The organism is Bradyrhizobium sp. CAR08 (assembly GCF_052871955.1).
In genome coordinates, this window is record NZ_JBIXJX010000002.1 from 554,142 (window position 1) to 580,208 (window position 26,067).

At 63.8% G+C, this 26,067-nt stretch carries 25 protein-coding genes and 1 pseudogene; 8 read left to right on the forward strand and 18 right to left on the reverse strand.

All coding sequences use genetic code 11. The features are described from left to right. Nucleotides 1-342 precede the first annotated feature (342 nt). Nucleotides 343-1,239, forward strand: a complete 897-nt coding sequence (locus ACIPUD_RS06445; protein WP_446480269.1) for a DMT family transporter — start codon at nucleotides 343-345, stop codon at nucleotides 1,237-1,239. 1,324 nt (nucleotides 1,240-2,563) lie between these two features. On the opposite strand, the gene ACIPUD_RS06450 is transcribed toward ACIPUD_RS06445, so the two are convergent. Continuing rightward, nucleotides 2,564-3,133 carry a bifunctional transcriptional activator/DNA repair enzyme AdaA gene (locus tag ACIPUD_RS06450; protein WP_085353539.1) on the reverse strand — a complete coding sequence of 190 codons (570 nt, stop codon included), beginning with the start codon at nucleotides 3,131-3,133 and terminating at the stop codon, nucleotides 2,564-2,566. A 130-nt stretch (nucleotides 3,134-3,263) separates the two neighbouring features. On the opposite strand from ACIPUD_RS06450, the gene ACIPUD_RS06455 reads away from it, so the two are divergent. After that, nucleotides 3,264-3,683 (forward strand): nuclear transport factor 2 family protein, encoded by a 420-nt coding sequence (locus tag ACIPUD_RS06455; RefSeq protein ID WP_085353538.1) that lies wholly within the window; start codon nucleotides 3,264-3,266, stop codon nucleotides 3,681-3,683. A 173-nt stretch (nucleotides 3,684-3,856) separates the two neighbouring features. Here ACIPUD_RS06455 and ACIPUD_RS06460 read toward each other — a convergent pair whose 3' ends face one another. After that, nucleotides 3,857-5,320: a DUF5939 domain-containing protein gene (locus ACIPUD_RS06460; RefSeq protein ID WP_446480270.1), complete on the reverse strand. Its 1,464-nt coding sequence runs from the start codon at nucleotides 5,318-5,320 to the stop codon at nucleotides 3,857-3,859. 358 nt (nucleotides 5,321-5,678) lie between these two features. Between ACIPUD_RS06460 and ACIPUD_RS06465 the strand changes: the two genes are divergently transcribed. After that, entirely contained in the window at nucleotides 5,679-6,092 is a 414-nt protein-coding gene (locus ACIPUD_RS06465) for a GrpB family protein (protein WP_446480271.1), read from the forward strand. A 227-nt stretch (nucleotides 6,093-6,319) separates the two neighbouring features. Here the strand turns inward: ACIPUD_RS06465 and ACIPUD_RS06470 are convergent, their stop codons facing one another. Then, entirely contained in the window at nucleotides 6,320-6,628 is a 309-nt protein-coding gene (locus tag ACIPUD_RS06470) for a hypothetical protein (protein WP_244561577.1), read from the reverse strand. Nucleotides 6,629-6,951: 323 nt separating this feature from the next. After that, nucleotides 6,952-7,179 (reverse strand): hypothetical protein, encoded by a 228-nt coding sequence (locus ACIPUD_RS06475; RefSeq protein WP_446480272.1) that lies wholly within the window; start codon nucleotides 7,177-7,179, stop codon nucleotides 6,952-6,954. 335 nt (nucleotides 7,180-7,514) lie between these two features. Between ACIPUD_RS06475 and ACIPUD_RS06480 the strand changes: the two genes are divergently transcribed. Beyond that, complete coding sequence (locus tag ACIPUD_RS06480) at nucleotides 7,515-8,438, forward strand: arginase family protein (protein WP_446480273.1); 924 nt, start codon at nucleotides 7,515-7,517, stop codon at nucleotides 8,436-8,438. Here the strand turns inward: ACIPUD_RS06480 and ACIPUD_RS06485 are convergent. The 3 genes from ACIPUD_RS06485 to ACIPUD_RS06495 form a co-directional block, all read right to left on the reverse strand. After that, entirely contained in the window at nucleotides 8,435-10,687 is a 2,253-nt protein-coding gene (locus tag ACIPUD_RS06485; RefSeq protein ID WP_085353533.1) for a CHASE3 domain-containing protein, read from the reverse strand. The genes ACIPUD_RS06480 and ACIPUD_RS06485 overlap by 4 nt on opposite strands. Next, complete coding sequence (locus ACIPUD_RS06490) at nucleotides 10,684-11,106, reverse strand: response regulator (protein ID WP_247390462.1); 423 nt, start codon at nucleotides 11,104-11,106, stop codon at nucleotides 10,684-10,686. Before ACIPUD_RS06490 ends, ACIPUD_RS06485 begins: the two co-directional genes overlap by 4 nt. A 240-nt stretch (nucleotides 11,107-11,346) precedes the next feature. After that, nucleotides 11,347-12,045: a BA14K family protein gene (locus ACIPUD_RS06495; RefSeq protein ID WP_446480274.1), complete on the reverse strand. Its 699-nt coding sequence runs from the start codon at nucleotides 12,043-12,045 to the stop codon at nucleotides 11,347-11,349. Between the two features lie 246 nt (nucleotides 12,046-12,291). Between ACIPUD_RS06495 and ACIPUD_RS06500 the strand changes: the two genes are divergently transcribed. Beyond that, the gene (locus ACIPUD_RS06500) at nucleotides 12,292-12,699 is read left to right on the forward strand and encodes an NADH:ubiquinone oxidoreductase subunit NDUFA12 (RefSeq protein ID WP_026232746.1); all 408 of its coding nucleotides are present in this window, start codon (nucleotides 12,292-12,294) and stop codon (nucleotides 12,697-12,699) included. A gap of 421 nt (nucleotides 12,700-13,120) precedes the next feature. Here the strand turns inward: ACIPUD_RS06500 and ACIPUD_RS06505 are convergent, their stop codons facing one another. Further along, a complete protein-coding gene (locus ACIPUD_RS06505) occupies nucleotides 13,121-13,807 on the reverse strand; it encodes a DJ-1/PfpI family protein (protein WP_446480275.1) in 687 nt (228 codons plus the stop codon). 91 nt (nucleotides 13,808-13,898) lie between these two features. Here ACIPUD_RS06505 and ACIPUD_RS06510 point away from each other — a divergent pair, with 91 nt between their 5' ends. Together ACIPUD_RS06510 and ACIPUD_RS06515 are read left to right on the forward strand one after the other, a co-directional pair. Beyond that, a complete protein-coding gene (locus ACIPUD_RS06510) occupies nucleotides 13,899-14,840 on the forward strand; it encodes a GlxA family transcriptional regulator (RefSeq protein WP_026232745.1) in 942 nt (313 codons plus the stop codon). A 182-nt stretch (nucleotides 14,841-15,022) separates the two neighbouring features. Next, entirely contained in the window at nucleotides 15,023-15,199 is a 177-nt protein-coding gene (locus ACIPUD_RS06515; protein WP_018454491.1) for a hypothetical protein, read from the forward strand. 80 nt (nucleotides 15,200-15,279) lie between these two features. On the opposite strand, the gene ACIPUD_RS06520 is transcribed toward ACIPUD_RS06515, so the two are convergent. Together ACIPUD_RS06520 and ACIPUD_RS06525 are read right to left on the reverse strand one after the other, a co-directional pair. Beyond that, nucleotides 15,280-16,296, reverse strand: a complete 1,017-nt coding sequence (locus tag ACIPUD_RS06520; RefSeq protein ID WP_446480276.1) for a Na+-dependent transporter — start codon at nucleotides 16,294-16,296, stop codon at nucleotides 15,280-15,282. A 13-nt stretch (nucleotides 16,297-16,309) separates the two neighbouring features. After that, nucleotides 16,310-17,257, reverse strand: a complete 948-nt coding sequence (locus tag ACIPUD_RS06525; protein WP_204511076.1) for an alpha/beta hydrolase — start codon at nucleotides 17,255-17,257, stop codon at nucleotides 16,310-16,312. 204 nt (nucleotides 17,258-17,461) lie between these two features. Here ACIPUD_RS06525 and ACIPUD_RS06530 point away from each other — a divergent pair. After that, nucleotides 17,462-18,507 (forward strand): annotated as a pseudogene (locus ACIPUD_RS06530) (DUF2155 domain-containing protein). A 7-nt stretch (nucleotides 18,508-18,514) separates the two neighbouring features. Here the strand turns inward: ACIPUD_RS06530 and aat are convergent. The 8 genes from aat to ACIPUD_RS06570 form a co-directional block, all read right to left on the reverse strand. Next, complete coding sequence (gene aat, locus ACIPUD_RS06535; protein ID WP_026232743.1) at nucleotides 18,515-19,195, reverse strand: leucyl/phenylalanyl-tRNA--protein transferase; 681 nt, start codon at nucleotides 19,193-19,195, stop codon at nucleotides 18,515-18,517. A 50-nt stretch (nucleotides 19,196-19,245) separates the two neighbouring features. After that, complete coding sequence (locus tag ACIPUD_RS06540; RefSeq protein ID WP_018454486.1) at nucleotides 19,246-20,349, reverse strand: sensor histidine kinase; 1,104 nt, start codon at nucleotides 20,347-20,349, stop codon at nucleotides 19,246-19,248. Continuing rightward, complete coding sequence (locus ACIPUD_RS06545) at nucleotides 20,346-20,786, reverse strand: response regulator (RefSeq protein ID WP_018454485.1); 441 nt, start codon at nucleotides 20,784-20,786, stop codon at nucleotides 20,346-20,348. The genes ACIPUD_RS06540 and ACIPUD_RS06545 overlap by 4 nt, the downstream gene beginning before the upstream one ends. Further along, nucleotides 20,783-22,300, reverse strand: coding sequence for a sensor histidine kinase (locus tag ACIPUD_RS06550; RefSeq protein ID WP_446480277.1), 1,518 nt, complete (start codon nucleotides 22,298-22,300; stop codon nucleotides 20,783-20,785). Before ACIPUD_RS06550 ends, ACIPUD_RS06545 begins: the two co-directional genes overlap by 4 nt. 106 nt (nucleotides 22,301-22,406) lie before the next feature. Then, a complete protein-coding gene (gene accC / locus ACIPUD_RS06555; RefSeq protein ID WP_018454483.1) occupies nucleotides 22,407-23,765 on the reverse strand; it encodes an acetyl-CoA carboxylase biotin carboxylase subunit in 1,359 nt (452 codons plus the stop codon). 60 nt (nucleotides 23,766-23,825) lie between these two features. Then, a complete protein-coding gene (gene accB / locus ACIPUD_RS06560; RefSeq protein WP_007591611.1) occupies nucleotides 23,826-24,314 on the reverse strand; it encodes an acetyl-CoA carboxylase biotin carboxyl carrier protein in 489 nt (162 codons plus the stop codon). 36 nt (nucleotides 24,315-24,350) lie between these two features. Then, nucleotides 24,351-24,818 (reverse strand): type II 3-dehydroquinate dehydratase, encoded by a 468-nt coding sequence (gene aroQ / locus ACIPUD_RS06565; protein WP_247395218.1) that lies wholly within the window; start codon nucleotides 24,816-24,818, stop codon nucleotides 24,351-24,353. A 228-nt stretch (nucleotides 24,819-25,046) separates the two neighbouring features. Beyond that, the gene (locus tag ACIPUD_RS06570) at nucleotides 25,047-25,946 is read right to left on the reverse strand and encodes a DUF1236 domain-containing protein (RefSeq protein WP_085353522.1); all 900 of its coding nucleotides are present in this window, start codon (nucleotides 25,944-25,946) and stop codon (nucleotides 25,047-25,049) included. Between the last annotated feature and the right edge of the window lie 121 nt (nucleotides 25,947-26,067).

Below are 26,067 nucleotides of genomic sequence, written 5' to 3' on the forward strand. Positions count from 1 at the left end.
AAACTAGGACTCTCCGTTACGCCCGTCAAGAACTAGTGCGAGTTCCTGAATCAAATACTAAATATGGTGGATGATGGGGGATAACAGGGGGCAGGCCCGCGCCTGTTGTTGAGCCAAGTATCAGTGAGTCCTCAGGGATTCCCAACCGAAAAAATTTGCATCTTGGGGTGCCGCTGAGGCTTCACCCCGCTGTTCACAGGGCAGGTATATTTTTGAATCGCGGGCTTGCCTCGGGGGGACTCACGTAGGGCTACGGAAGGTGAGGGCAGGCATGCCCGCCGGGGTGGTGGTGGGAGGCGCGAATCCGCGCCAAGCTGCCCTCGATTTTGCCGGACTACCCACATGCTTGATTCGACTCGGCCGGTGCTGCGAGCGCGCATCGCCCCGACCGGCCTGATATTCCTCGCCATCACCTCGGTGGGCTGGGGTTTCAATTGGCCGGTGACGAAATTCCTGCTCTCCGAGCTGCCGCCGCTGACCTTGCGCGGGGCGACGGGCGTGCTCGGCGCGGTGCTGCTGGCGGCGCTGGCACTGATCCGCGCTGACAGCCTCAGCGTCCCGCGCGCGATCTGGCCGCGCCTCGTGACCGCCGCGATCCTCAACGTCACCGGCTGGATGGTGCTGATGGGTCTGGCACTGCTGTGGCTGCCGGCGAGCGAAGCGGCGCTGATCGCCTACACCATGCCGGTCTGGGCCTCGCTGATCGCCTGGCCGGTGCTCGGCGAGCGGCCGACCTTGTTGCGCACCATCGCGCTGGTGATGGCCTTTGCCGGCCTGGCCTCGATCATGGGCGGCAACGGCTTTGCCGCCACTGCGGACAAGCTGCCGGGCATCGTTATGGCGCTGTGCGGCGCGCTCGGCTTCGCCGCCGGCACGGTGTTTTCGAAGAAGTACCCGATCCGCCTGCCGCCGATCACGGCCGCGGCCTGGCAGATCGGGATCGGCTGCCTGCCGATCACTATCATCGGCCTCGCCATCGAGACCACGCATCTGGAACTGGTGACGCCGGTCGGCTGGTGGCTCCTGGTCTATTCGACCGTGGTGCAGTTCTGCATCGCCTATGTCAGCTGGTTCGCTGCCCTTGCGCGCCTGCCGGCCTCCGTCGCCGCGATCGGCACCATGGCGGTGCCCGTCATCGGCGTCGTGGCGTCCGCGATCGCGCTCCACGAGCCGCTGGGGGCAGGGCAGATTGCCGCGCTGGTGTTCACGCTGGCGGCCGTGGTGCTGGCGACGCGGTAGGGCGTATATTCATGAGCGGCTGGCCGCCTGGACTTCCGGTTCATCGTCAACATCGGCCGGAGAGCGGAAGGTCTCCGAGCTCGCAGATGCGCCAAGAGCCGACCTGCCTTGCGGGGGATTGTCTCTACCCAAATCGGTTGGCGAACTCTACGACCGCTGCTGCAACATCTTTACGCCTGGCGTCCGTGCGTGTGAATCCCAGCGGTCCTGTGAACCTGATAACCACCTTTTCAGGATTGGATTTCGGCCGAGCATCGGTCGTCCAAGATAGCTCTCCGGCCCGGACCTTGACAACATCGCGACTGGTGCACGCGGACTCGATCGATGAGAATATCTGCTTTGCTTCATCGACCGAAAGCTTCATCGATTGACACTCACCAGCGCCGACCGACACAAGGGGTCAAACCAGACCGTTCGACGCGGAAGTACAGCCCATTGGTCAGCGTGACTTTTTCCTTAGGTCCCAACTCGGCGCCAATACGGGCCAGCGCTTGAGACCCAACTCGCGACAGGAGCCGTCCCAACACTTCAAAAAAGACTTTGATCTTTCGGTGATCATTCATGGGTCGGGCGCCATCGTACGTGGTCCGATGGGGGGACCAAAGCACCTCGCCATTGGCAAACAGTACAACATCCGCTTCGGGTCAGCATACGAAGAACTCAACTGAGCAAATCTGGTCCGCCATACTTCGGGGAGCAACCTCCTGGAGGGCTGCCGCCATCTGCAAACCTTCTCAGAAATACTACGTCTTTTCTTTCTACCCCGGGAGCGAGGTTTCGGAGAGCGTTCGTAGCGAGATATATCTCAAGCCCGACCAGAAGCGGTATTCCCGCGCCCCAAATGTAGATCAGGCCACGCATTGTTGCCTCCGTCAGGATAATTTTGTGCCGCTGCTTCGGGCAGTCTTCCAGGCCAAGGAAGCGGCCACGACAAACGACACGAAACAGAACGCGATCACCCCCAAAGCGCGGACATCGCGGCGCGGCTCGTTGAGCCACACGAGAGCCGCCAGGCAAAGGAGCGCCGGGACCGCGCAGGCTTGTGTTGCGATATACCGACGCCTCAGCGCCAACGGCGCGCGGTCCCCCCAGATAAACGCCTCAACCTGAAACTTGCGAGAAATTGCGTCCGTCCGGGGGAGGCACGACCTATCTAGCTCTGCCACGATGGATTGAAATCCCCATCCGGCAATGCCCAGCAGTGAAAGTCCAAAAAAGAGTAAGAACAGCGACACTTCACGTGTCTAGCAGCTTCAACACAACCGCGCGAGACCAGTTAGTCCGCAATGGGTCCAACAGCGGACCAACGTTGGGATGCCCGACCTCAGGCGAATACTCTGCGGCGGTGGCGAATGCTGGAGGGCGAGCGCCCATAGAGTTCGCGAAAGACGGCGTTGAATCGGCGCACGCTGCCAAAGCCAGCTCGGTAGGCGATCTGGGCCAGTGGTTCAGTCGTCTCGTCAAGTAGGCGCTTCGCCCTCTGTACACGCCTGGTCTTCGCGACCTGTTGGGGGCTGGCCCCGACGTACCGTTCGAACAGACGCGCAAGGTGGCGCGAGCTTACCCCGAGCCGATCGGCCAGTGCGGCAACCGAAGCGTCATCCAAGGCGCCACCATCGATCAATTTCAAGGCCCGCGCGACTGTCGAACGCGTGCCATTCCAGGCAGCACAGAAGGGCGCGGTCTCCGGACGGCAACGCAGGCAAGGTCGGTACCCCGCGGCCTCGGCGGCCGCTGCAGTTTGATAGTAGGTCACGTTACGGGTCAACGGCTGCTTCACCGGGCAAACCGGGCGGCAGTAGATTCCCGTGGTCTTCACTGCCGTGTAGAAACGGCCGTCATAGCGGGGATCGCGCTGCAAGCGCGCGGTGTTGCATACCTCAAAACTGAGCATGACTCATTTTACCGCAGGCCGCAGCCAGAAGAATAGCCCTGAGATGATCAGGTCCGATTCCGGCCAGCGATATCGGTGCGCCCTTCTTATAGAGAAGGTCCAACTTCGCTGAGCACTTGGAGAAGCAAAAATGAACAGCACGAATCCTAAAGAGATCGTCATCAATGCCTGGAAGACTTTTAAAACCCGTGATGCGCAGTTGATCGCGGAGCTGTTTACTCCCGATGCCGAATGGATCGCACCGGCTGGAAATGCCACGGCGGTCGCTCTCAAACACACCGACCACATGATTGGACCGGACCAAATCGCACAGTTTATTGCCTCGGAAATGCATCATCTGTTCTCGAACGTCGACATCTCGTTTCGGGGCATTCATGCCGATGGCGATACTGTGATCGTCGAGGAGCGAATGCGAGCCACTCTTCCAGGAGGCAAGCCCTACGAGAATGACTATTGCTTCGCTTTTGTCCTTTCCGGCGAGCGGATCAAGCTGGTTCGCGAATACATGGACACCCGAAAGGGCTGGCAGATGATTTTCGAGCCGCTTTAAAGGCTGCTTTGGGTCACAAGCGGTCCTCGACCGGCTGCGCAGGGCAGGTCAGCTCTGGGCCACGAACAGACTCCTTTGCTCTTGCCGTGTCCAAGAAAAGCCGCCTCGCGGCGGCCAGATGTCGGAAATACATTTCGATCACTACGCTAGTGCGGACTGCCGCAGAGCCTAGGCTACAATCGGCCGGTGACCCGGTAGACTCGCGCCTCGCCTTCGACGCCGCGCAGCGGCGCCTCGAACTCCTCGACATGGTGGCCCGCCAGCAGCTGGCGAACAGCGGGCGCGGTGTAGAGTGCTTCAGTGAGACAGATTTCGCCGGCGTCGGCGAATGATTGCACCCGCGCGGCAATATTCACGGTCTGGCCGAAATAGTCGAGATTCTCGTTGAGGGTCACGGCGATGGAAGGACCGCAATGTGCCCCCATTTTGAGAACGACGGCGGGCTGGCCGTGCTTGGAGTTGAACTCTCCGATGTCCCGCAGAATGTGCAGCGCTGCCTCCACGGCATCCACCGGCCGGCAAAACGCAGCCATGACGGCGTCGCCGATGGTCTTCACGATGGCACCGGCATGCCGATGGGCAATTGCGTCGAGGAGAGCGAAATGTTCGCGGACGAGAGCATAGGCATTAAGATCCCCGAGGCGCTCGTAGAGCGCGGTCGAACCCTTCAGGTCCGTGAACAGGAACGTCACCTGCCGAACGCCGAGGCCCTCCTCCTCATCTACGCGCTCTGAGCGGAAGAGCTTGCGGAACGTCTGACGCGTCAGCAGCATCCCGCCCGAGACGTAGGGATCGAATTCGAGGGTCGGCTTCTCTGGCATTTCCAAGATTTCAGGTGGCCAGTTGATCAGGAGCAGCGAACCGCGCTTAGGGCCGGTGTTGCTGATCTCGAAGATCACAGGCCCCGACGGCACGGCCGAAACGGCGGGCGTGAACCGCTGCCCGTCATAGGTGGCACGAACGATCGTCGGAGTATTCGGCATCTGCACGGCAGTGGGATCGAGCGCGACCGGGAGCGTAAAGCCCGCCTGGGTCTGGACGTTGACGCCTGAGACCGCGCCCGGCCCAATATCGGTCTGCAGCGTCGTTGTCAGACCGGACGGCAGATAAGTCATTCCGCGAACGAAACCGCGCAAGACATCGACAAATCGAGTCTGTCCGCCGGGCAGCCGTCCGCTGTTGGCGAACTTGAGCTTCCAGTGCAGATCTTCGATCGAGAGATTGTCGACGTCATACAAGGCGAGGTGCCGAATTTGCGGCGAGACGGAGAAGGACACTTCGATGAAGTCGTCGAGTTCGGTGTGACCCTCGATATCGCAAAGCCCGCAGACGAAATGGCTCCGGAGCGCACGGAGCCTCCCGAAGCTTTCCAGCACCAGACCCGAGTGGGGGCAGAGAATGTCCCAATGCATGTCGACCAGCCCGGCGCGAGCGGCATGGAGAAACAGATCGATCGACTCCGGCTCAGCCACACTGCGATCACGGGCGAACGCCAGCGGATTGGCGCGGTACAGGCTGACCTCGTCACCACTGCGAATCAGCGTTTCGAACTTGGAGATTACGCGCGGGCTCCAAGTGCGGGCCTGCTCGATCTGCGTCATCTTGCTTTCGAGAAGACGCTCGTCAATGGATGTCATCGATCAGCTCCTGACGATGGCAATCTATCAGCTTCGCCCGGTCCTCGCGAGCCATCCGATGCCGCACGGCCTATTGCACTGCAAGGATTTTCAATCCACCCATGTCGCTTATGGGTCAAAGTGCGAAGAACTCCACCTGAGCAAATCTACTCCGCCATGCCTCGCTGGGTGGACCTCAATATGGTGCGCCCACGACGTCGCTGAAGCGCCAAAAGCTGACCCGTATATCGGGAGATGCCGCGCATTGCAGTGAGTCCGATCACATGCAGGAACGGTGGTCTGTTCCAACAGGGCCGTTTGAGAAGGGTAGCTTCCAGCGAGGGGACAGAATGGAGAAGTATGGAGGGGCGCCATCGAGGTGCGTGACTATGACCCCGACTGGCCGGTTCGTTTCCAGCAGGAGTGCCGTCGCTTGCGATTTGTGGTCGGTCCGGCGCTCAAGATCGAACACATGGGCAGTACGTCTGTGTCCGGCCTCTCGGCCAAACCGATTATGGACATCTTGGTCGGCCTCCCGCACTTGTTGCGCGCGAAGTCCACGTTTGTGAGGCCATTCGCGCAACTCGGATACACCTACATCCCCGAGTACGAAGCATGGTTACCTGGTGAACTGTTTTTTCGGAAGAGGATGCCTGGACCCTGGACACACCATCTTCACATCATGGAGCAATGCAATCCACGCTGGAGAGATTTCCTGCTGTTTCGCGACTACTTGCGCTTACACCCGGAAATCTGCCGCGTACGGAAGCCAAAAGAAATCGCTCTCGGATGAATTTGGCAAGAACATCGAGGGCTTTCGCAAAACAAAACATCGGTTGTGAGGGAGATAACCGACAAGGCGCTATCAGCATTCGGGAAGTATTGTTTGCGCTGCCACAGCGACGGGATATGCCGTGCGGCGCTGCTAAGATGTCCGCTTCGGGTCCACAAGCGGGAATGCCAACGAGCAGCTCCTTGCTCGAGCCTCACAGCGCAAGGCACGGGTGGAGTTCTCTCCCTTCAGGCGCTTGGCAGGGACCGAGTAAGGAGCTGCCGGCGAGCCTTCTTCAGATCGGTCGCCAGTTTTATTTTCTCTCTCAAAACGAGGATTTCGGAATATTCCTTTTGGATCTCTGGGCGGGTGCGAAGTGCTTCAAGCTGCTGGGCGGTCAGTTTCAGTATCGCGGCAATATGCGTACTCTGGATGTGGTGCATGGCAATCAAATCCGCTGTTGGAAAAAACGGAACGGCACGATACAGCGAACTGCGGTGCGGCGTCGCTGGAAATAAACAGCCAGCCTTACTGTCGTTTTTTTTGCAGCGCGTCACTGCCCTCATCAGGTGGGGGGCTGCCGTCTGCTCATAATGAATTTCTTGACCGCATGAATCGTGCGAGCAAGCTGTCGCGGCCGGCGACTACGCGGCGGCGTGACTAGCACAACGAAGAGCAGGTTCAGCAGCAGCCAGCAGCCGACCGCGATGAAAATGTACTTCATAACTCCTCAAGGGTGCCCTCGGAAGAGCACTGCAAGAAGAGCGGCAGCAACAATCGCGAGCCAGATCATCGAAACAACGAAGCTGGCGAAATGCCAATCTACGTCGCGGCGCCTGGTCTGCATTGTGTCTCCTTCCGGAGGCCGTGTGTCGTCGTCTCAGCGGCCTCTATCGTCCTTGCCGTTGGGGCTGCCGTCTCCGCCGCCGTTGCCCCAGCCGTTGTTGCCGTGATGGTGATGGTCCTCGTGGACCGCGCCTGCGCCCGACTTCGCGATCGCATCCGATGTAAGGGATGTCGACAGGAGTAGGGTGATGGCTGGAGGTGTCACCGCCGCGAACTTTCCGCAGGTTCTTAAGAACTCGCGACGGTCGTCCTGATCTGGCATGCGTTTCTCCGTCCAGAGATAAGCCTAAAAATTAAATCACAATAACTGAATTAAATCAATTTAATTTCGTTCCAGAAGAAAGCGGCCCGCCCACTCGTCAACTCCCTCAGGGGAAGCTCGACGCGCTGGAGTCCGCTGTGGTCACAAGCCGCCGACCACGCCGAAGGTGGGAGCTTCCGCTTTGCCTTGGTAAGCCGACGTTTATGAGGTCACGTCCTCGGCGAGAGCGGCTTCGACCGCTCGGCTCGGCGGCAGGCCAAGAGCAGGTCAGGAACTCGCGGAGGCGTTGCGGATTGGCTCTGTCGGCCGGACTGAGTGCCTCCAGCGAGACGGCTATGGCGAGCGACCGCAACACATTCCTCGGCGTCGCGGCGTGCGACCTTGCCCAGCCTCTAGGCGAAGCCGACATCGTCATCTTCGGAGCTGCCGACGCCACGCCGCATGTGAGGGGCAGGACCAGCCATGCCGCGAATGGCCCAGCGGCCATTCGCAATGCTTTGCGCGTTTATCAGACCGACCTTGCCAGGTGGGATTTCGACCAAGACGGAATCCTGCTCGACCCGGAGCAAATCCGGGTCGTCGATGGCGGCGATCTTGCCACGTCACCCGAGGCCCCCGAGCAAAACCGGAATGCAATCAGGACCGCCACCAGGAAGATCCTGAAGTCCGGCGCGGTACCCATGCTGCTCGGCGGAGATGATTCTGTCCCCATACCGTTCTTCGAGGCGTTCGAAGACACGGGCAAGCTGACGATCCTGCAGATCGACGCGCATCTGGATTGGAAGGACCAGCGCGACGGCTCAGCACATACGTTTTCCAGCACGATGCGGCGCGCCAGCGAGTTGCCTTGGGTCGAACGCATTGTGCAGGTCGGTTTAAGGGGTATCGGTGGCTCGGGCCTGCAGGAGCTCAGTTGCGCGCGGAACTGGGGCTCCAGGATTTTTACAGCACGAGACGTCAAAAGCCGGGGCGTTCAAGCCGTCCTGAGTGCAATCGAGGACAGCGCGAACTGCCTGATCACGATCGATTGCGACGGCCTGGATCCGTCCGTCATTCCCGGCGTGCTGCTGCCGCAGCCTGGCGGCTTGTCCTATTTCGACGTCATAGACCTGATCGCGGGCGTCGCCTCGAAGGCCAGAATTGTCGGTCTTGATCTGGTCGAATTGGTGCCGGAGCGTGATCCGCAGAATATTGGGGCGATCTGCGCAGCGCGGATCATCTGCAACGCCATTGGACATATCGCCAAGCAGAAACGCTAGCCGGTGGGCATGTGTCCGAGCGCCTTGCGGATCATCGCGGCGAGCTGGTTGCGGCGGTAGGGTTTTGTCAGCAGCATCACGCCGTCGTCGAGCTTGCCGTGGTGGACGATGGCGTTGTCGGTATAGCCGGAAGTGTAGAGCACCTTCACGCCGGGGCGGATCGTCGCCACCTTGTCGGCGAGGTCGCGTCCGCTCATGCCGCCGGGGATGACGACGTCGGTGAACAGCAGATCGAACGGCTGGCCGGCCCGGATCAACTCCAGCGCGGCCTTGCCGTCGGGCGCGGCGACGGTCTGGTAGCCGAGGCTCTGGAGCTGCACGGTGACGAAGTTGCGCACCAGCGGATCATCCTCGACCACAAAAATGGTCTCGGCGCCACCCTCGGCCGGCGGTGCGGCAGAGGTGACTGGCTCGGTCATGCCTTCGCCCGGCGGCAGATAGAGCTTGATCGTGGTGCCGTGGCCTTCCTCGCTGTAGATCTTGATGTGGCCGCCGGATTGCTTGACGAAGCCGTAGACCATGGAAAGGCCGAGGCCGCTTCCCTTGCCGACCTCCTTGGTGGTGAAGAACGGCTCGAACGCCTGCTGCTGCACCTCGGCCGGCATGCCGGTGCCGGTGTCGCTGACGGCGAGCATCACGTAAGGGCCGGGCCGCACGTCGGGATTGCTTTGCGCATAGGCCTGGTCGAGCACGACGCGGTGGGCCTCGAGCAGCAGCTTGCCGCCGTTCGGCATGGCGTCGCGGGCGTTGATGGCCATGTTGAGCAGGGCATTGGTGAGGCGGGACGGATCGATGTGCGCGGTCATCTGCCCCTGTTCGAGCACGGTCTCGATCTCGATCTGCTCGCCGAGGGTGGGGCGCAGGAGTTTCGCGATGTCCGCGACCGCGGCGTTGATCTCGACGTTGCGCGGCTGCAGCGGCTGCCTGCGCGCGAAGGCGAGCAGATGCTGAATCAGCTCGGCGCAGCGCTCGGCGGCCTCGTCGATCAGGCGTGCCACGCGCTGGAGCTCGGGCTGCTGCTTCAGGCTCGCCACCAGAGTCTCGGTATTGCCGGAGATCACGGTCAGCATGTTGTTGAAGTCGTGCGCGACGCCGCCGGTGAGCTTGCCGATGGCATCCAGCTTCTGCGACTGGTACAATTGCCGCTCGGTCTCGCGCGAGGTGGTCGCGTCGTGATAGACCAGCACCGCGCCGGAGACGTTGCCTTTCCCGTCCAGCATCGGCCGGCCGCTGATCATGAGATGACGGGGAGCATTGCCGCTGTGCGGGCGGACGATCATCTCCATGTTCTCGAACGGCTCGCCGCGCAGCACGCGTGCCGACGGCAGCTCGTCGGGCTTGAGCGGGGTGAGGCCGTCGCCGTGAAGCACGGTGGACATCGCGCGCAGATTGCGCAGGTTCATGCCGGTCCGGTGCAGCAGCATGCGCTCGGCGGCGGGATTGGACAGAAGGACATTGCCCTCGGCATCGATGACCAGCACCGCCTCCGCCATGCTGTGAAAGGTGCTCTGGAGCACGTTGACCGAGAGGCGCAGCTCGTCATGCGCGGTGACCAGATGCTCGGTGCGCTCGGCCACGGCGGCCTCGAGCTGCTGCTTGGCGGCCGTGGTCTCCATTAGCGTGCTCTTGAGTGCGCCCTCACTGCGCCGGCTCTCGCGCATCATCATCACGACCAGCAGCAGGATCACCAACGCGCCGGCGACGTCGATGCCGAGCAGCACGATGCCGGTGCGGCGCGAATCCTGGGAGCGCGCCGCGAGCAATCGTTCTTCCTCTGCGCTCAAATGATCGAAATTGCCCATCACCGTGTCCATGAGGCCACGGCCCTCGCCCTTGCCCTGGACTGCGGCAATGCCGGCCTGATCGTTTCCGGCGCGCAGGCGCATCACTTCGGCGGCGATCTCGATCCGGCGCAGCGCCAGCGGCTCGGTGCCCTCGAGCAGCGCGACATGTTCGGGAGTGTCGCGCACGCTGCGCTTGAGATCGGCGAGTGCCGGTGCGATCCGGGCGTGCACCGCCTGGAATTCTTCGCTGAAGCTCGGGTTGCGATAGATCTCGTAGCCACGTGCGGCGCTCTCGGCACTGCGCATCAGCACGCGCAGGTCGGAGATCTTCTTCAGCACCTCGACGGTGTGATTGACCCAGGCCGCATCGGACCGTGACTTGACGTCGAGGCCGATCGAGGCCGCGGTGATGATCAGGAGGATGGCAAGTCCAGCACCGAGAATGACGCGCTGCGTTGGGATCAAGGGACTTCTTTCTTGTCCTTCGGCTGCGAGCCATCGCCCGGCACGGCGATGCATTCCCGGATCGTGGTCAGCAGCGCGTCCGGCGTGAACGGCTTGCGCAGGCAGCGGGTCGCGCCAAGCTCCAGCGCCATCCGGAGGAAGTCGGGAGAGGGCGAGGCGGATGATGCGAAGGCGTAGCCGGACATCGCGATTAGCGGAACCGCCGGCGCGCGCTCGTGAAAGATGCGAATGGACTCGAAGCCGCGCATATGCGGCATGAAGATGTCGACCAGCATCACGTCGAAATTCTGTGTTTCGAGCGCAGCCAAACCCGTTTCTCCGCCATCAGTCAACGTGACGTCGAAGCCCTGACGTTGGAGGAGGACCTCGATGGTCGCGCCGACCATCGGATCGTCATCAACCACGAGAATGCGCGGCATGACACTTCCCAGTCATCGAAGTCCCCACAGCCAAGTTGATACAGGTGAATCGCGCGTCGGGTCAATTTGGGATTGGATGAGGGTAGATATGCACGGTGCGGTGAATAAAGGTCCGCTCGCATCGATTGTACGCGACACTTGCCGATGACGAATACGAGGCGAGCGAAACAGGTGAGGCGCCTGAATGAAAAAGGCGCCGCATCGCTGCGACGCCTTCTTCTTCAAGTGTTTCAGGTCGTGTTACGGGCAGGGATGACGCTGGCCGTCATAGCCCAGATAGGTGCCGGACGCCGGATCGTAGGACTTGTAGCGCTGCGCGCAGTAGGCCGCGGAGTCGCCGCCGCCATCGGGGACCACGGCCACTGTCGGTTCATCATAGTAGCTGTCGCCGTAATAGTAGGGGTCGTCGTAATACCCGCCGCCGTAATAGGCGTACGAGCCGAGGCCGCCGATCGCAGCGCCGGCCGCGAACCCGGGCCAAAAGCCGCCGCCGTGACGATGATGCCAGTGACGACCACTCCAATTGCCGCTACCACCCTGCCAGTTGCCCGCAGTCGCGACGCTGCGTGTACCGCTGTAGGACGGCGAGAAGGCCTGTCGGCTCACCGTGCCGGCTGCGAAGCTGCCACCGCCCGGACGTACTGCTGCGCCGGCCGCGAAATTGCCGCCGCCGCCGCCGATCCGCGCGCCGCCGAAGTTGCCGCCGAAGTTGCCCCCGCCCATGCGGGCGCCGCCGCCACCGAAATGTGCCCCGCCGCCGCCGCCGCCGAAGTGTGCTCCGCCGCCGCCGCCACCGAAGTGTGCTCCGCCGCCGCCGCCACCAAAGTGTGCTCCGCCGCCGCCGACCGCTGCGGCCCGACTTTGGGCAAAGCTCGGCGTCGCCAACGGGATAACCAATGCCACTGCCGCAGCCGTGCTCAAGACTTTCAGACTTTTCATGATCAAAACTCCTTTTCCCGGAAGCAAACCCGATGAAAGGGCCGGAGTTCCTGGGATCACGGGGGTTTGCGTGCGACGAAAAGTTCTCATGGCGACGCTGTATCCGGCATGAACGGATCGCGTCCGATTTGCGGCAGCGTTCCGTGCCGGGGACCGCATCTGCAGCGGGGCATTGCCGCCCGCGCCGAACTGGACATTTCGCCGTCCGGATGGCATCAGGACCCGACGAAGCAGGGCCCTTGCCGCATGAAACAGTTCTTCCTCAAGTTTTTCACCTGGTGGAATGGCCAGACGTTTGGCACCCAACTCTGGACCAAGCGCTACGGCGAGCTGGTCGGCCAGGACGAGCAGGGCAACCTCTATTATCGCACCCGCGGCGGGGCGATCGACCCGGTGCTCGGCTTCGAGCGCCGCTGGGTGGTCTATAACGGCTACGCCGAGGCCAGCCGTATCCCGCCGTCCTGGCACGGCTGGATGCATCACACCGTCGACGTGCCGCCGACGCAGGACAACTACCAGCCGCGCGAATGGGAAAAGCCGCACCAGCCCAATCTCACCGGCACGGCCAACGCCTACCGTCCCGCGGGCTCGACGCTCGCCAGCGGCAAGCGGCCGAAGGCGACCGGCGACTATCAGCCCTGGACGCCGAGCTAGCCTTCCGATTCCCGTCTCAACCCTTGTCGTGGGGGTGGATGCACCCGCATCCGCCTCGCTTTGCTGTGGACAACGGGAACAGCGGGGATGAGTCCTGCGCGGGCGTTGCAGCCACGCGGGCGATGCGGCTCAATGGTCGCATCTTACGGAGATGGGAGACCATCGCGTTCGGTTCGGGCAACAGTTCGCGACTGTCCCGAAATGCAGCGGCCGCCGACCAGGACTCGATCGGGAGATAGGCCCCCGGTCTGGAAGCTCCGAAATCGCCCGATGAAATGTGCAGCCGCCGTAAGACAGGAAAGGCCGCTCGGGAAACCGGGCGGCCTTTTTCTTTGATAGAGGGACGACTGGATTTCGCGTGCCCCGGACGCTGCGCGGCACCGCTACGCGATGCATCGCGTCCGGGACACGAGAGTGGAGACTAGGTCATCCGCTCGGCCGCACGCTTCACCGCCTCTAGCCGGCGCGCCTGACCCTGCGCGCCGCGCTCTTTTAGTAATGCCAGCACCTCCGCCGGCGCGGTATCCGGCGAGCCTGCATTGAACGGCGGGGCCGGATTGTATTCGAGCTGAAGCTGGATCGCCTCCGCGGTGGTGCGATCGACCATGATCGACACCAGGGTCAGCGCGAAATCGATTCCCGCGGTGACGCCGCCGCCGGTGATGCGGTTGCGGTCGACGCAGACGCGCGTCTTGGTCGGCGTCGCGCCGAACTGAGCGAGCATCTCCATCGCGCTCCAATGCGTGGCGGTGCGATAGCCCTTCAAGAGGCCGGCGGCGCCGAGAGCCAGCGATCCCGTGCAGACCGAGGTGACGTATTTGGCACCCTCGGCCTGCCGGCGCAGGAAACCGAGCACCTCCTCGTCATTGAGCAGATCGTTGGTGCCGCCGCCGCCGGGCACGCAGATCACGTCGAGCTGCGGGCAGTCGGCGAATGTCGTGGTCGGCGTCAGCGTCAGCACGGAATCGCTCGGCACCGGCTCGACCCGTTTCCAGATCAAATGCAGTTTTGCGCCGGGCACGGAGGAGAACACCTGCAAGGGGCCCGTGAAATCGAGCTGGGTGACGCGCGGAAACACCAAGAGACCGATCTGGAGCGGGGACGACATGAGAGCCTCCAATTATGAGCTTGACGGAAGCAGCCTCTCATGATGCCTTTCCGTCCAGAATGGCGTATTTCCCTCGCTTTCGGACATGACCATGATCGGCATCCTGATCTTCCCGGACTTCCAGTTGCTCGATGCGGCCGGCCCGATCTCCGTGTTCGAGATCGCGGCGCGCTGCACGGGCAAGACGACGACCGGGATCCGCGTGCTGGCGGTGAGCGCGGGGCCGGTGCGCAGCTCGTCGGGCGTGGAGATGATGGCGCGCGACTTCAAGTCGGCCAATGCGATCACGACGCTGGTCGTGGCGGGAGGCGCGGGCGTGACGGATGCCGCGCGCTGCGAGGTCACGCGCGCCTTCGTGCAGCGGCTGGCGCGGCGCGGCGTGCGGGTCGCGAGCGTCTGCTCGGGCGCCTATGTGCTCGCCGAAGCAGGCCTGCTCGACGGCCGCCGCGCCACCACGCATTGGGGACGCACGCGGGATTTCGTCGCGCGCTATCCCAAGGTGAAGTTCGAGCCGGACCAGATTTTCACCCGCGACGGCAATGTGTGGACGTCGGCCGGCATCACGGCCGGCATCGACCTTGCGCTCGCGATGGTAACGGAGGATCACGGCGAGCAGATCGCGCAGGACACGGCGCGGCAGCTCGTGCTGTATCATCGCCGCAGCGGCGGCCAGTCGCAGTTCTCGTCACTTCTGGAATTGAAGACGCCGAACGGCCGCTTCGGTGCGCTGCTGTCCTGGGCGCGCGAGAACCTCGACGCTCGCTTGACTGTCGAAGATCTCGCCGACCGTGCCGGCATGAGCGCGCGGCATTTTGCCCGCGCCTTTGCCGCCGAGACCGGCACGACGCCCTCGAAGGCCATCGAGCGCTTGCGCATCGAGGTCGCGCGCGAGCGCGTGCAGTCCTCGCGCGAGGCGATCGAACTCGTCGCGGAGACAACCGGTTTCCGCGATCCCGAGCGCATGCGGCGCGCCTTCATCCGCGCCTTCGGCCAGCCGCCGCAAGCGCTGCGGCGCGCGGCAAGGGCCGGGTAGGGAGAATTGATCGAGTTGGAGAGCCCGCTTGAGCAGGTGAGCACACTTGGATATTTGAGCAGACTTGCATATTGCGCGGCATTTCCCCTTTTGGAGCCGGAACGGACCTCGTCAAGCGAATGCACCCGTTGTAGACGATGTGTACAACACGTACCGTCGCCGATCCGATGCAAGGAACCCCAATGACCGATCGAGAAAAGATTCTGATTGCCCTTCGCGAAAAACCTCTGAAGACCTTCGAAGTCATGAAGCGCGTGAACATCAAGAATCAGGACGACTGCCAATCGCTCCTGTTGAAGATGCGTGACGAAGGCGCCGTGAAGTTTGATATTCACAAGGGACATTGGCGCGCTGCGTGAGGGACATTCGCCTGGTCACCAGCGGCCTCGCGATGGCAGAGCGGACATGACTTGCGTGTTGGCAAGGCTTGCGGATTGGTTCAGCCCGATGCGGCCTTGCCGCCGGTCGCCGCAGCGCCCGAGGCCTGCGCGCGCGCCGTCAAGCGCCGCGCGATCGGCATCAGCATGTAGGGCGCCAGGTGAATGGGAAACTGCGTCATCGCGAAATAGAGCCAGGTGGTGGGCGGCAGCGCGCCGGCAGTCGCGGCGAGCATCAGGCCCAGATTGCGCTGTGACACCATCAGCCCGAGCGCCAGCGCGCGCTCATAGCCGATGCGGCGGAACAGCAGCGTGGTGACGGCGAGCAGCGTGAAATAGATCGCGAAGGCGAGAGCTGCGAAGCCGATGGTGGAGACCGGCCGGGTGACGAGATCGCTCGCGACGTCGCCCATGATTGCGGTCGCGAAGACCAGCAGGATGACGATGTTGAAGCCGTCGATCGGCTGCCTGTGGCGCTGGATCGCGGCCGCGCCGAAGATCTGTCGGATCACGGTGGCGGCCAGCAGCGATGCGGCGAGGATGCCGAGCAGCTTCAAGCCCAGCGCAGGCGGCGAGATGCTGAGCATGCCGTCGAGGAACAGGCTTGCGAACAGCGATGCCGTGAACGGTACCAGCGCCGTCGCGCTCACCAGCGTGACCAGCACCAGCGTGGCGTCGAGGCCCATCAGCGCCGCCAGCGCCGGTGCGGCCATCATCGGCGAGGCCATGCTCTGCAGCATCAACGCCAGGGCAAGGTCGGGCGCGCGCGCCGTGAGCCCGGTGACATGGACGATCAGCCCGATGATCACAGGCACGCCGATCATGGTCCAGACGGTCGCGGTCGCGACCAGCGCCGGCCGGCGCAGATGGCCGGTGAGCGCGGCGAGATCGACCCGCATGAAGGAGATGCAAAGCAGAACGAAGATCGCCTCGGTGACGTAGGGGCGCAACAACGCCCCGAGCGGCGGTACCGCGAGCGCGATGAACACGACGGCGGCCACCGCGCGGGTGCCCTGGCCGCCAAGCCATGTCAGCCCGCGCAGGGGGAGGGCGAATATGTTTTGAAGAACGGGCGGCATCGGGAACGGCGTTTCAGGCCAATCCTTTCAGCCACGCGCCGATCTCGCTCACGGCGACATTGGCCTCTCGCAGCAATTTCCCCATCGTGAAGAAGCCGTGGAACTGGCCGGGATAATGCTTGGTAGCCACGGCCACGCCGGCCTGCCTCAGCCGCTCGGCATATTCGTCGCCTTCGTCGCGCAGGGGATCGGCACCGGCGGTCAGCACATAGGCCGGCGGCAGGCCGGCCAGGTTTGTCGCCCGTGCCGGCGAGGCGCGCCAGTCGTGGATATCGGCGGCGCCGTTGAGATAATGGTCGCGGAACCAGCGGATCACCGAATGCGTCAGCAGCACGCTCGTCTCGGGTTCGCGGTGAGAGCCGTGCGTCATGGCGAAATCGGTCGCCGGGTAGATCAGCAATTGGCCCGCGATCGCAGGACCATTGCCGTCGCGCGCGGCGAGCGCGACCACTGCGGCGAGATTGCCGCCCGCGCTATCGCCGCCGATCGAAAGCCGGGAGGCGTCGATGCCGAGCTCGCGCGCGTTGGCGGCGACCCATTTGGTCGCGGCGATCGCGTCATCGATGGCGGCGGGAAATTTGTGCTCTGGCGCGAGGCGGTAGTCCACCGAGATCACGATCAGCGCGCCGGCGTCGGCGAGCTGGCCGCAGACGACGTCATGGGAGTCGAGATCGCCGATCACCCAGCCGCCGCCGTGGAAGAACACCAGCGCCGGGGACAAGCCATCATACCGCCGCGGCTCTTTCGGAACATAGAGGCGCGCGGGAATGGCGCCGTGCGGTGCCGGGATCGACAGCGGCGTGACGCGCGCGAGGTCAGGTGGCTCGGGATTGGTCGCAAAGCGCGCCTGCGCGTAATAGGCCCGCGCTTCCGGTGCGGTCAGGGTCTCATAGGCGGGCCGGCCGGCCTCCTGAAAGGCCTTGTAGACGGCGGCGGCATCGGGATCGAGCACGACGGGCATGGGAAGCGACCTCTGGGTTTCTGATTGTTCGTTGGACGTCGTTTTCGGGGCGATGCCCGCCTGACCCCTGAGAGGAGTGCTCGACTATTCCATCCGGGGGCCGATCTGGCCAGACCGGGCCGGGAAGGGCAGGGATGCCGCCCTTCCCCCGCCGTATTCGCCGTGTTAACCGGATGGCCTGCGAGCGGCGGTATCCCCTGTAGAATGTCCTCCAGCAAGCCCGATTCGCTGTTGAAGCCGCGCGAGATATGTTTCGAACATTTACCCTGACAGGTCTTGCGGCGCTTCTGGCCGCCACCGCACTGACGGCTGCGACGCCGGCGCAGGCGCAGATCGGCACGATCTTCTCCGATCCGCCGCCGCTGCGGCCGCCCGGCACCATTCCGCGTGGCCAGCCCCAGCCGCAGCCGCAGATCCCCGATGACGACGAAGAGGTGCCGGAGCTGCCGCCGCAGGGCCGCGTGCTGCCGTCGCGTCCGATGGCGCCACCGCCAGGCCGGCAGGGCAATGTGATGCCGGGGCCGGTCGAGACCCAACCTCTGGCGCCGCCGCCCGGTTCTAGCGCCGCTCCGCCAAACCAGCCGCCGCCCGTCGCGGTCGCTCCGCCCAATCCGCAAGGCGCCCCGGGTGCGCCCGGTCAGCGCCAGCCACAGCAGAAGGGCGGACCGGGCGGCGCTGTCCCGCAGACGCCGGCGAGCCTTCAGCCGGGCGACGAAGTCGTCACCGAGCCGCCGGCCCAGAAGATCGTGAACAAGAAAGCGACCTTCTCCGGCCTCGACAAGATCACCGGGCGCATCATCAACTTCGACGAGGAGATCGGCGAGACCGTGCAGTTCGGGGCGCTGCGCGTCAAAACCGACGCCTGCTACACGCGGCCGGCGACCGAGGCCGCCAACACCGACGCCTTCGTCGAGGTCGACGAGATCACCTTGCAGGGTGAGGTGAAGCGCATCTTCTCGGGCTGGATGTACGCGGCAAGTCCGGGCCTGCACGGCGTCGAGCACCCGATCTACGATATCTGGCTCACCGACTGCAAAGATCCGCAGCAAACGATTGCGACCGCGGCACCGGATCCCGGCACCAAGCCGGCACCGCCGCCGCCCGCGCAGAAGAAGGCCGCGCCCAAGCAGGTGCAGCAGCGTCCGCCGCAGCCGTTACCGCCGATCCAGCAGCAGCCGGCACCGCCGCCACCACCTCCGCCGCCCGAGCAGCGGCCTGGTCTGTTCGGTTTCCCCGGGTTTGGCCGGTAATTGCTGATTATTGCCGCGCAGCGATGATCTCGAGCGCGCGCGCGCCCGGGATCGCTTCGCCGGCCGAGAGCCTCAGGAAATCGCCAGGCTCGCCCGCGAGCGCCTTGTCGAGCAGCGCGGTGTAGCGCCGCCGCGAAATCTCGGCCGCGCCAAAACTCTTCAGGTGTTCGGTGACATATTGGGTGTCGAGCAGCTCGAAGCCGCCATGGATGAGCCGCGCGACCAGATGCACCAATGCGACCTTGGAGGCATCGCGTGCGGTGTGGAACATGCTTTCGCCGAAAAAAGCCCGGCCCAGACTGACGCCGTAAAGGCCGCCGACGAGGTCCTCGCCCTGCCAGGCCTCGACGCTGTGGCAATGGCCGAGCTCGTACAGCCCGCCATAGAGGTCGCGGATGCGCTTGTTGATCCAGGTGTCCTCGCGCCCGGCTTGGGGTGCGGCGCAGCCGGCGATCGTGGCCTTGAAGGCGGTATTGACGGTGACGCGGAATGAATCCGAACGCACGGTGCGCGCGAGCCGCGAGGCCACGCGAAAACCATCGAGTGGGATGACGCCGCGCAACTCCGGCTCGACCCAGAACAGGGTGGGATCATCGGCACTTTCGGCCATCGGAAAGATGCCGCAGGCATAGGCGCGCAGCAGCACGGCTGGTGTGATTTCAGACGGGGCAGAGTCGCGCGAAGTCATGGCGCGCCATAATAGCAGGATCGCAAGGCGGTTGCGATGGGCGGTGCGGATCAGTTCGCTGCGGCAGCAGCCGGCTTGCCGGCGGCAGCCGGGACACGGCGGAACATCAACATGACGCGGGTTCCGGAATGGTTGGGGTCGCGCTCGACCGAAGCGTCGAGCTTGCTGGCCATGGCTGCGACGATACGCTGGCCCATGCCGGTGGAGCGCGGATCGGCCTTGACGTTGTCGCCGACGCCATCGTCGCTGATCGACAGCAGGAGATCGTCGCCCTGCGAGGTCAGCTCCACATGGATCGGGCCGGCGCCGTCAGGGTAGGCGTATTTTACCGCGTTCATCACCAGCTCGTTGACGATGATGCCGACGGCGACTGCACGGTCCGGATCGATCTCGATCGGTTCGGCCTTCAGCGTCAGGCGCGACATCCGGTTGCCCTCGGCCGAGCGGCGCAGATCTTCGAGCAGCGAGTCCAGATACTGGTTCAGGACCACGCTCTTCAGGTCTTGCGAGGTGTAGAGGCGGCGGTGCACTTGCGCGACTGCGGCCACGCGGCCCATCGCATTGGTCAACGCAGCCTTGACCTCGTCCTGCGCGGCGGAGCTGGCCTGCAGGTGCAGGAGGGAGGCGATGATCTGCAGCGAGTTGCCGACGCGGTGGTTGACCTCGCGCAATAGCAGCTCGCGTTCGGCTGCAAGAGCAGCGTAGCGGTCGCGCGAGGCATGGATCTCGGCTTCGGCTTCCTCGCGCGCCTTCTGCAATTCGGCCTGGCGCAGCGCGCCATCGGCCGCGACGTGAAGCAGGGGAATGAAGTCGCCCTTGACGTCCTTGACGAGATAATCGGCCGCGCCCGCCTTCAGCGCCGTCACCGCGATGCTGGAATCCTGTGAGGCCGTGACGAAGACCACCGGCGGCGCGCCCGGGATCGCCATGATCTGCTCCAGCGTTTCCAGTCCGTCGAGGCCGGGCATGTATTGGTCGAGCGCCACCACGTCGATACCGCCGGTCGTGGCCGCGCGGCGGATGTGCTCGAGGCCTTCCTCGCCGCTTGCGGCGTGAACGACCTTGTAGCCGCGCCGTGTCAGGCCGCGATCGACCAAGCGCGCCAGCGCCCCGTCATCGTCGATGTAGAGCAGTGTGGGCGTACGTTGATTCATGGGGCGGCGGGTGGGACCTGGATGACCGAGAAGAACAAGCCGAGCTGCCGGATGGCATTGGCGAAATTCTCGTAGTTCACGGGCTTGGTGATGTAGACGTTGCAGCCGAGTTCGTAGCAGCGTTTGATTTCCTGGGAATCGTCGGTGGTGGTCAGCACCACCACGGGCGAGGCCTTCAGGTATTTGTTCTCCTTGATCTGCTTTAAAATGTCGATCCCGGTCATGTCGGGGAGGTTGAGATCGAGCAGGATCAGGAGCGCATTGCCTTTTTGCACGAGCCCGCTGCCGTCGGGCCCGAACAGGTGCTTCATCGCCTCAGTGCCGTTGGCAAAGGAAATGATCTCGTTGTTGACGCCGGACCTCCGGATGTTCCGCTCGATCAGCCGCGCGTGGCCCTCGTCGTCCTCGATCATGATGATGGTGACGGGTTGAGTCATTGATCCGCGTTCCGGTTGCTGGCGTTCCAGGTGATGGGCAGCGTGATGGTGAACGTGCTGCCCGTATTCAGTTCCGATGATACCGACATGGTGCCGCCGAGGCGACGCACAAGTGCACGCACATGCGCAAGACCGATGCCCTGACCGGGCTTGTCCTGGGTTCCGGCGCGGCGAAACAGGTCGAAGATCCGCTGGTGGTCCTTGGCGTCGATGCCGCGGCCGTTATCGCTGATCTCGAAGATAGCGTAGCCGAGCTTGGTGCGCCCGCGGATTCTGATCTCGCCGGGGACGCCGGGCTTGAGATATTTGATGGCGTTGTCGATCAGATTGGAGAAGATCTGCTCCAGCGCCAGGCGGTCGCTGACGAGATCCGGCAGCGGCGCGATGTGGATCTCGGCCTGCGCTTCGGCGGCCTGATGCGCCAGCGTCGATACGATCGCTTCGATCAGCTCGCGCGTGTCGATCTTTTCCGGCTGGAACTCGCGCCGGCCCTCGCGGGTGAGATTGAGGATCGCCGAGATCAGGCGGTCCATCTTGGCGATCGACGACTTGATGAAGCCCAGCGCTTCGGAAAAATCCTCTGACAGCTGCTTGTCCGGACCTTCGAGCGCGATCTCGCCGTCCGGCAACGGCGGCCCGTCGGCCGGGACATGGGTGAGGCTGCCGATACGGCGGAAAATGTCGCCGCCGAGCTCTTCGAGCTCGCTGGTGAAGCCCATGATGTTGACGAGTGGCGAGCGCAGATCGTGGCTGACGATATAGGCAAAGCGCTGGATCTCGTTGTTGGCTTCGCGCAGATCGGCCGTGCGTTCGTCGACCACGCCCTCCAGATTGACATTGGCATCGCGCAGGCGCGCCTCGGCATCGTCGCGGGCAAGGGCCGAGCGCCGCACCAGCCAGATCGAGATCAGGGCCAGCAGCACGACGAGGCCGGAGCCGATGCCGGTCATCGACGCGGCCAGGGTCTGGCTGCGGTCCGAATTGACCGTTCGCAGCCGGAACAGCCGTTCCTCCTCCTGAATCATCCCGGTCGCGACATTGGCGATCGCGGCCGTGGTGTCCGTGGAGGCGATCTCGCGGACCAGCGCTGCGGCCTTCTCCGGCTCGCCGCGCCGGATGAAGTCCATCTCCTGCACGAACTGGCCGAGCCTAGTCTCGATCGCCGCGCTCAGCTTCTCGATGCTTTGGCGTTGCTCCGGATTGTCGCCGATCAGGCGCGTGAGCCTGTCGAGAGCCGGGACGATGGCCGCCACGGCCTTGTCATGGTCGACCTTGAAATCCTCGCCTTGTGTCAGAAGGTAACCCCGGGCGGTGCTCTCGGCGCGGCGGATTTCCAGCAGGAGGGCGTTGATCTGGTTCTCCGCCTCGATGGTGTGAATCACCCATTTGCTGTCGTCTCTCGCCTTGTTGACGAGGTAGACGGAGCCGGCGCTGATCACGGTCAGCACCAGGAGACCGGCTGCGAACAGCAGGATCTGCCAGAATCTACGCCGCCGCTGCGCGTCAGCGATCACGACGGTCTCGCTCGATCAGGCTTGCCGGACTTCAAAACGCCCCCTCGGAACTGTCCCCATCGTGCCAAACGCGATTGGGGCCAAAGGGTTCCACGGGAAAGGACGGCTACTTCGGGGCGGGTTCCGCCTTGTTGGCGAGATATTGTTCCAGCCAGTGGATGTGATAGTCGCCGTTGATGATGTCGTCTTCGCGCACCAGAGCGCGGAACAGCGGCAGGGTGGTCTCGATGCCCTCGACCACCATCTCGTCCAGCGCCCGGCGCAGCCGCATCAGGCACTCGCCGCGGGTCTTGCCGTGCACGATCAGCTTGCCGACCAGCGAGTCGTAATAAGGCGGGATCGTATAGCCCTGATAGACTGCGGAATCGATCCGCACGCCGAGCCCCCCGGGCGGGTGATATTGCGTGATGCGGCCGGGCGAAGGACGAAAGGTCTGCGGATTCTCGGCGTTGATGCGGCACTCGATCGCGTGGCCGATGACCTGGACCTCGTCCTGCCTCGCCGGCAGGTCGCCGCCGGCGGCGATGCGGATCTGCTCCAGCACGAGGTCGATGTCGGTGATGCTCTCGGTGACGGGATGCTCGACCTGGATGCGGGTGTTCATCTCGATGAAGTAGAACTCGCCGTCCTCGAACAGGAACTCGATCGTGCCGACGCCGAGATATTTCATCTCGCGCATCGCCTTGGCGCAGGTCTCGCCGATCTTGGCGCGCGCAGCCGCGGTCAGCACGGGCGAGGGGCCTTCCTCCCAGACCTTCTGGTGGCGTCGCTGCAGCGAGCAGTCGCGTTCGCCAAGATGAATCGCGCCGCCGCGGCCGTCGCCGAGGATCTGGATCTCGATGTGACGCGGCTTCTGCAGATATTTCTCGAGGTAGACGGAAGCATCGCCGAAGGCGGATTTGGCCTCGTTGGCGGCCGTCGACAGCGCGACCTGAAGATCGGCCTCGCTCTCGGCCACCTTCATGCCGCGGCCGCCGCCGCCCGCCGCGGCTTTGACCAGCACGGGGAAGCCGATCTTCCTGGCGATCGCCATCGCGTCGTCGTTGGGGCCGACCCCTCCGTCGGAGCCGGGCACCACGGGAATGCCGAGCTTCTTGGCGGTCCTCTTGGCCTCGATTTTGTCGCCCATCAGGCGGATGTGCTCGGCCTTCGGGCCGATGAAATGCAGATTATGCTCAGCGAGGATTTCGGCGAAGCGCGCGTTCTCCGACAGGAAGCCGTAGCCGGGATGCACGGCATCGGCCCCGGTGATCTCGCAGGCCGCGAGCAGCGCGGGCACGTTGAGATAGCTGTCCTTGGAGGCCGGCGGCCCGATGCACACGCTCTCGTCAGACAGGCGCACATGCATGGCGTCGGCGTCGGCGGTTGAATGCACGGCGACGGTCGCGATCCCGAGCTCCTTGCAGGCCCTGAGGATGCGAAGGGCGATCTCGCCGCGATTGGCTATGAGGATCTTGTCGAACATGGTGTCCTTATTGGACTGACGCGCGGAAAGCGGCGAGGGCGATGAGACCGCCCTCGAACGTCACTCAATGATCACGAGCGGCTCGCCGTACTCGACCGGCTGGCCGTCCTCGATCACGATCTGCGTCACCGTGCCGGCGCGCGGCGAGGGGATCTGGTTCATGGTCTTCATGGCTTCGATGATCAGCAGCGTCTGGCCGACCGAGACCTTGCTGCCGACCTCGATGAACGGCTTGGCGCCGGGCTCCGGCGCCCAATAGGCGGTGCCGACCATCGGCGAGGTCACGGCGCCGGGATGCTTCGACAGGTCGGCAGCGGCAGGCGCGGCGGCAGCTGCGGCCGCCGGGAGCGCGGCGGGGGCAGCTGCCATCTGCATCGGCATGGTCGCGGCGACGCTGATATTGCGGGCGACGCGCAGGCGCAGGCCGGCACGCTCGATCTCGATTTCGGTGAGGCTGGTCTCATCGAGCAGCAAGGCGAGCTCGCGGACGAGGGCAGAATCCTCGCTGGAAAACTTTGCGGCTGCTTTGTCGTCTGGCTGGCGCGCCATGTTGTTTGATCCGAATGTTCTGTGTGAAGGGGAGCGTCAGGCTTTGGGCTTGATGCCGAGCTTGGCGGCAAGGCCCTGGATGGCGAGGCGATAGCCCTCGACGCCGAAACCGCAGAGGGAGGCGAAGGCCGCGCGCGCGGTGTAGGAGTGATGACGGAAATTCTCGCGGGCGTGGATGTTGGTGACGTGCACTTCGACCGTCGGGATCTGCACCGCGAGCAGCGCGTCGTGCAGCGCGATCGACGTGTGCGAATAGCCGCCGGCATTGATGATGATGCCCTTCATCTTGCGGGCGTGTGCCTCGTGGATGAAGTCGATCAGCTCGCCTTCGCGGTTGGACTGCCGGCAGTCGGCCTTGAGGCCGAACGTCGCCGCCGTCTCCCGGCACAGCGCCTCGACGTCGGCCAGCGACGCATGCCCGTACTTCTCGGGCTCGCGCGTCCCCAACATGTTGAGGTTCGGCCCGTTCAGGACAAGGATCGTGTCGGTTGCTGGTTCGGCCATTCCAATCCCGCAAGAGCTGCTTCAGCGTGGCGGGGGTTATAGGTAACAAAGCGCGTGAGGGGAAGCCTTGAAGGACCTTCGAGGTGGCTTCAGATACCTCATCCGGGGTGCAAAAATCTGTGTGGAAGCTACGGAAATTGCTTGTTAACCAGTCCGAAGCATGGCTGCCGGCCGAACGGCAAAGGGGCGGGCATTGCTGCCCGCCCCCGATGGTTGCCGGGTATCGTCTTACGTGTTCAGGACAGCCACGATCTCATAGGTGTCCGGATTCACGATCACGATCTCATCCTTGACCAGGACGTAGCGATAGGTCCGCCATTCCGGATAGATCGTCACGACGCGGGACGGCAGGGTGTGCAGCTCAATACCCTCGCGCGGAATGCGGGTGCCGACCGAGATCGAGAAGTTCACGTTGGTCACCGGACGCACGTGCTCCTCGCGGATCACCGAGGTGATCTGCGTGCGTTGCTCGGTCGAGAGCTTGGCGCCCGCGCCGGCCTGACCGACCGTCGTGTTGGTGCTGCTCTGACCCTGCGCGTTCTGGTTGGAGCTGGTGCCGGTCTGACCCTGCGCGTTCTGGTTGGTGCTGGTGCCGGTCTGGCCCTGAGCGTTCTGGTTGGTGCGCGTCTCGGTACCCTTCTGGTTCTCGGCATTGTTGGTGCTGCTGGTGCCGCTCTTGGCGCCCTCAGCCTTCATGTCCTTCTGGTCCTTGGCGCCGGACTTGCTCGTGTCCTGACTCATGCTCTTGGACTTGTCCTGCTGACCCTGCGCGCGTTCGTCGGTGTGCTGGCCCTTGGTGGCGCCGGATTTGTCCTCAGCCGCGTTCTTGTTCATCTCGCGGCCGGAGTGCTCGTCCTTTGTTGCGCCGGAGGATTTGTCCTCGGCGGACGTGCCGGACTTCATGCTGCTGGAGCCGCCGGCCTGGCCGACGGTGCCCTTCTCATGGGCGGATTCCTTACCCATCGAGCCGCCGCGTTCGGCGGCGCCGCCGGAGGGCTGCGAATGCTGCGTCTGCGCACCACCGGCGCCGCCACCGCTGTCGCGGTTCATGGTGCCCTGTGCGTTCGCCAGACCGGTGCCCGCGACGAGCGCGAGTGTGGCAACCGAGATCATAAAGCGGTTAGACATGGAATTCTCCTCACGGGTTCATTTGCGTCATTGCCCGCGCCGACAACGAAAGGAGATTTGAGTTGTTCCGGAACTTCGGTGGTTCCGAGGCTTTTGTTTGTTGAATGCCAGATGAATGCGC